The sequence below is a fragment of the Pelagicoccus mobilis genome (genome assembly GCF_016595505.1).
Taxonomy (GTDB): Bacteria; Verrucomicrobiota; Verrucomicrobiia; order Opitutales; family Opitutaceae; genus Pelagicoccus; species Pelagicoccus mobilis.
Genome location: NZ_JAENIL010000119.1, coordinates 1 through 4,008 on the forward strand (window position 1 = coordinate 1; position 4,008 = coordinate 4,008).

10 protein-coding genes are annotated in these 4,008 nt (G+C 45.4%); all 10 read left to right on the forward strand.

The genetic code is table 11. From position 1 onward, the window contains the following. Nucleotides 1-167: 167 nt before the first annotated feature. The 10 genes from JIN87_RS28655 to JIN87_RS27655 all read left to right on the forward strand — a co-directional run bounded on the left by JIN87_RS28655 (nucleotide 168) and on the right by JIN87_RS27655 (nucleotide 3,846). The gene (locus JIN87_RS28655) at nucleotides 168-299 is read left to right on the forward strand and encodes a hypothetical protein (RefSeq protein ID WP_267909457.1); all 132 of its coding nucleotides are present in this window, start codon (nucleotides 168-170) and stop codon (nucleotides 297-299) included. A gap of 16 nt (nucleotides 300-315) precedes the next feature. Continuing rightward, entirely contained in the window at nucleotides 316-576 is a 261-nt protein-coding gene (locus tag JIN87_RS27620; protein ID WP_200359902.1) for an acyl carrier protein, read from the forward strand. Nucleotides 577-579: 3 nt separating this feature from the next. Continuing rightward, the gene (locus JIN87_RS28660) at nucleotides 580-708 is read left to right on the forward strand and encodes a hypothetical protein (RefSeq protein WP_267909458.1); all 129 of its coding nucleotides are present in this window, start codon (nucleotides 580-582) and stop codon (nucleotides 706-708) included. A 13-nt stretch (nucleotides 709-721) separates the two neighbouring features. Next, nucleotides 722-1,195, forward strand: coding sequence for a hypothetical protein (locus JIN87_RS27625; RefSeq protein ID WP_200359904.1), 474 nt, complete (start codon nucleotides 722-724; stop codon nucleotides 1,193-1,195). Nucleotides 1,196-1,269: 74 nt separating this feature from the next. Beyond that, nucleotides 1,270-1,650 carry a DUF2185 domain-containing protein gene (locus JIN87_RS27630; RefSeq protein WP_200359906.1) on the forward strand — a complete coding sequence of 127 codons (381 nt, stop codon included), beginning with the start codon at nucleotides 1,270-1,272 and terminating at the stop codon, nucleotides 1,648-1,650. Between the two features lie 134 nt (nucleotides 1,651-1,784). Further along, nucleotides 1,785-2,189: a hypothetical protein gene (locus JIN87_RS27635; protein WP_200359908.1), complete on the forward strand. Its 405-nt coding sequence runs from the start codon at nucleotides 1,785-1,787 to the stop codon at nucleotides 2,187-2,189. A gap of 20 nt (nucleotides 2,190-2,209) precedes the next feature. Then, nucleotides 2,210-2,476 (forward strand): hypothetical protein, encoded by a 267-nt coding sequence (locus JIN87_RS27640; protein WP_200359910.1) that lies wholly within the window; start codon nucleotides 2,210-2,212, stop codon nucleotides 2,474-2,476. Between the two features lie 134 nt (nucleotides 2,477-2,610). Then, the gene (locus tag JIN87_RS27645; protein WP_200359912.1) at nucleotides 2,611-3,024 is read left to right on the forward strand and encodes a hypothetical protein; all 414 of its coding nucleotides are present in this window, start codon (nucleotides 2,611-2,613) and stop codon (nucleotides 3,022-3,024) included. A gap of 62 nt (nucleotides 3,025-3,086) precedes the next feature. Beyond that, nucleotides 3,087-3,335: a hypothetical protein gene (locus JIN87_RS27650; protein WP_200359914.1), complete on the forward strand. Its 249-nt coding sequence runs from the start codon at nucleotides 3,087-3,089 to the stop codon at nucleotides 3,333-3,335. 88 nt (nucleotides 3,336-3,423) lie between these two features. Continuing rightward, entirely contained in the window at nucleotides 3,424-3,846 is a 423-nt protein-coding gene (locus tag JIN87_RS27655) for an NTF2 fold immunity protein (RefSeq protein WP_200359916.1), read from the forward strand. Nucleotides 3,847-4,008: the final 162 nt, after the last annotated feature.

Below are 4,008 nucleotides of genomic sequence, written 5' to 3' on the forward strand. Positions count from 1 at the left end.
TCTTGTTCCTGAAGGTTACCAAGGATCACTGTCAGACGCGATTTCTGACTTTTACAAAGAATACATCTCACCCGGTCTTGATCCGGCAAAGATTAACGATGCCAGTTCCTCCAGTGAAGACTACGGAAACTATGATTCTGGATACAGTGATTTCGGAGGTGGCGATAGTGATTAAAGAAGAGCTTAACAAGACGGTCGATACAACGGCGGCAAACGCTCGCCTCTTTCACATCGACCATTCGAAATCAACCAACTCAGACGTGGATGCGATGACCGAAGCCGCCGTCGTATCACCTTAGCGTTGGCAAAAAATAGATGGGACTAGAAAGCGTAGAACTAGTGATGGCATACGAGGAGGAATTCAACATAAGAATCCCCGAGAAAGAGGCAGAGCTAATGCTTACGCCACGACTTGCTGCCGAGGGAATCGTAAAACTCCTAAGATTAGAAAACCGACCTATCGAAAGAGAAAAAATAGACGAATCGATAAAGAGATTAACTATCGACATCCTGAATTTGGATAAGCGTATTTATCATGTGGATGCAAAGTACGTGGAAGATTTTGGAATTGGATGAGAAATGAAAAACTATGCCAACCAGGCAGCCCACACAATGTCGGCAAACGCTCGCCCCTTTCGTCACGACCGTATGAAAATCAGCATCACAACTAATGGAACCTCAACCGAAGCCGACATCGTGTGGCTTTGACGTTATACAAAAAATGATCTCTCGTTCTGACGTCCCAGACATATTCAACATCTTTCACGATGGAACGATGACCGATGTGCATACACGAGAAGGCACATGCACGTTCAAGGTTCAGATTCCATACCTAGCGAACCGAATCAAAAAGGATCACACCTTCTTCAGAGTTTCACTGGAAAACGCTAGCATCCTCAAATTCCTTGGTTGGCCGCGAAAATTCGAAAGAAAAGAAAAAGAAGCGATTTTCAGTTTCGATGAGATATTCTCTACGAACCTAGAAATATTGGAGTCGAACGAAAAAGCAGAATCCTTCGAAGTAATATGCAACATTGCAGACCTCGATAGCGACTTCTGTGGAGGCGAGCTTCACTTAAACTGCTCACAAGCAATTGTCTTGGACGAAGATGGGAGAGAATGGACTATTGATGACTTAGATATTCTTTGTAAAGAGTACTGGAACGAATGGAGTAAAAAGAATGAAAGAGTATAACCAGTCGTGCCATACAACTCCGGCCAGCGCTCCGCGCTAGCCTCCGCGTATGCACTCGACGTTCTGTAAATAACATGAATCCAGACGACCAAATGAAAGAAGCTCGAAGGCTTGGCGACAAAACCAAAAAGCCATTCAAGATTTCCGGAGAAAAAATCGAACGGAAGATCGAAGGAACTGAAGGCTGCTTCGCTACGGATCGCATCCTGATAGATGGCATGCGAATTGGATACATGTATAAGGAAGAAAAAGATTTCGATTCCGACAGTGGCTGGCGTTTTATGGCTGGGGACGAAACAGATGAGTACCTCGATGATCAGTGGAACTCTGGCATCTACACAGTAAACACCATCTGCAACTATGATGAAGAAATCATCCAGCACCTTGGTGCTCCTGTAGGTTCCAGCTTTGCTTTGGATCCAAAGACTGGAAAACTAATAGAACTAAAAGAATGAATACAGAACAAGTCGACGCTCACAATTCCGATAGGCTCCGCCTATCTCCATCGTGAGGTCTCGGCGTTCGGTAAAAATAGATGCCTTCAAAAAAGAGATTAACTAGCGTTGCCCAAAGCACGGCTCATCACGCGATGAGCGGTCTTTGCTATGTCTCACAGCACCTCAGCAAGGCATGCCGTAAAGAAGGAAAGAATGGATACGTTATAGATCTACTCGAATCCAACCCCTGTCCGGACGAATTCAGAACTATCGAGCCACTTAGACTTTCGCTCGGAGCACTAAAAGACAAGTTGAAGGACATCCTAGTATCCGAAGGTTATTCTGAGTTCGAAGAAATCAAAGAAGCATTTATTCGATTTGGATTCACCGATCCCAAGAGCGATTGGGCGACTTTCTGTGTAGTCGGCCTGAAAGATACTGAAGGAGTCTTCGTTCAGAAGTCTGTTGATCAGACAGGAAAAACAACGAAGCTAATAGAACATACCACCGAACAAGTCGGTGGTCACAACTCCGGGGGCTGCGCCCCCTCCGCGTGACACCTCGGCGTTCTGAATGAATGAAAAGAAGACTAAAAAAGGTACTCGTTGATCAGGACCAAATGATGTCGATCCGGTTGGATGAAGCGACGGGTGACATGTTTGCCACAGTCCTTTGTGGTGGCATAGCAATGTACGGCGTTCACGTGCAGATCCCAGAAGAAGAAAAACACAGAATCGAAGACGATGGTTATCGCGATTGGCTAGGGGCAAAGGTCAGAAAGCAAAGAGATCAAATAAAAGATCGGATTGTTGAACTAAACGCATCAGAAATTGAAGATTACTAATAAGTCAGAACAAGGCAGTCGAGGCAATGCCGACAAACGCTCGCCTTTTTTGTCACGACCCCATGGATACTAACCTCAACAGACTTGGAACCTCAGCCGAAGTCGGCATCGCCTCACTTTGACGTTATACAAAAATGAGATTCTCCGAAGATGCGATTCCAGCAGCTGTATTCGTCTTTGAAAGGGCGAACGGGAATGAGCTATGTCCACACGAGATCGAAGAAATAGAAAAGCACGGCTTCGAAACGATTGACCACGAATTGCTGGTCAAATGTCTCAGAGCAGAATTAGAGAGAGAAAGAAATGTACCAGATTCTAGATACAGAAACGCATGCTACTGGGCTCTTGGGAAGCGATTCGACAGTGGCTTGCTACCCTTCTTTCGAAATTCTCTGAAAAAAGAACTGAAGAGAGATATGGAATCAAGCTACCAGATCATGATCGCACTAGAAAACTTAGATGAAGAGATTTTCTCTAGGGAGTCAGTTTCCATCACTGATTACGACGAAAACAGAATGGATGCAGAAAGGTATCTAAGAAGAGTATAACCAGTCGTAGCAGGCAACGAGCGCAAGCGCTCGCCGCCTGTACTCGGCGATATGCAGATAAAATGAGCTTACCATTTTCAGTCGCAAACAATTGGACAGATCATCCGGAGCTAAAGAAACCGGTGTCATGGAAAACTGGCGACGGGAATGACCACATCGAATTCGAGGCAAACGAAGAAAAGAAACGATGGAAGATTAGATTGAATGATTTTCCAGACGAACCACTTTACACTTTGATCATCGAACAGAAAGAGATTATCCATTTCGATGATTGGCCCGATTTTTGGGTTCGACCCGATTTCCCAGAATGAACCTAAAACCAAAACAGATGAAGCATATCAAGGCGCAGCTCACAACGTGCGCAAGCGCACGCCGTGAGTGCTAGTCGTTGTAGAAGAAATGAATAAAGAAGCCAGAGTTCGAGATTTCGCTACGCAGTTCTTCAATCGGATGTGTGAGTGGGAGACCAACTGCTCGGAAAGGTTGGAATTGGTCGATGCTGGCGATCTCACGAGCGACGAAGCTTGGAACCTCATTCGAGTCGAAGCCAATGAGATAAGAGAACAGTTTTGCACCGAAGGAGACAGTGAACTCACAGGAGACGCCTTCTCGAATTTCCCACGCTACGACATAGAAAAGATCGAAGAAATCATCGAGGAATCTGAGGGCGTGTACCGTTTGGTAACTACACGTTTTCTACCCCAAAGATTGAACGAAAAATATCGATACCTCATCAAGGTCTACGAAGACGAATCACTTCGATTTGCGAGTCGTGAATACTACGCTAAGTTTGAGGACACTTGGGAGGTACATCACTACTAGTGAAGAAAGAATACTACAACCAGGCGTGCCAGGCAACGAGCGCAAGCGCTCGCCGCCTGCACTAGTCGTTCGGAAGAAATAAATGAACCAGCTTAAACCATCATCATACCACAAACGAGTGGCGGCGTTTGTGATCAACTTTGTGATTGGTGGCTTCTTGAT

Coding starts and splice junctions, on each gene's coding strand:
- JIN87_RS27650 (WP_200359914.1), top strand. CDS start 3,087: ATGAGCTTACCATTTTCAGTCGCAAACAATTGGACAGATCATCCGGAG.
- JIN87_RS28660 (WP_267909458.1), top strand. CDS start 580: ATGAAAAACTATGCCAACCAGGCAGCCCACACAATGTCGGCAAACGCT.
- JIN87_RS27630 (WP_200359906.1), top strand. CDS start 1,270: ATGAATCCAGACGACCAAATGAAAGAAGCTCGAAGGCTTGGCGACAAA.
- JIN87_RS27640 (WP_200359910.1), top strand. CDS start 2,210: ATGAAAAGAAGACTAAAAAAGGTACTCGTTGATCAGGACCAAATGATG.
- JIN87_RS27620 (WP_200359902.1), top strand. CDS start 316: ATGGGACTAGAAAGCGTAGAACTAGTGATGGCATACGAGGAGGAATTC.
- JIN87_RS27645 (WP_200359912.1), top strand. CDS start 2,611: ATGAGATTCTCCGAAGATGCGATTCCAGCAGCTGTATTCGTCTTTGAA.
- JIN87_RS27655 (WP_200359916.1), top strand. CDS start 3,424: ATGAATAAAGAAGCCAGAGTTCGAGATTTCGCTACGCAGTTCTTCAAT.
- JIN87_RS27635 (WP_200359908.1), top strand. CDS start 1,785: ATGAGCGGTCTTTGCTATGTCTCACAGCACCTCAGCAAGGCATGCCGT.
- JIN87_RS27625 (WP_200359904.1), top strand. CDS start 722: ATGATCTCTCGTTCTGACGTCCCAGACATATTCAACATCTTTCACGAT.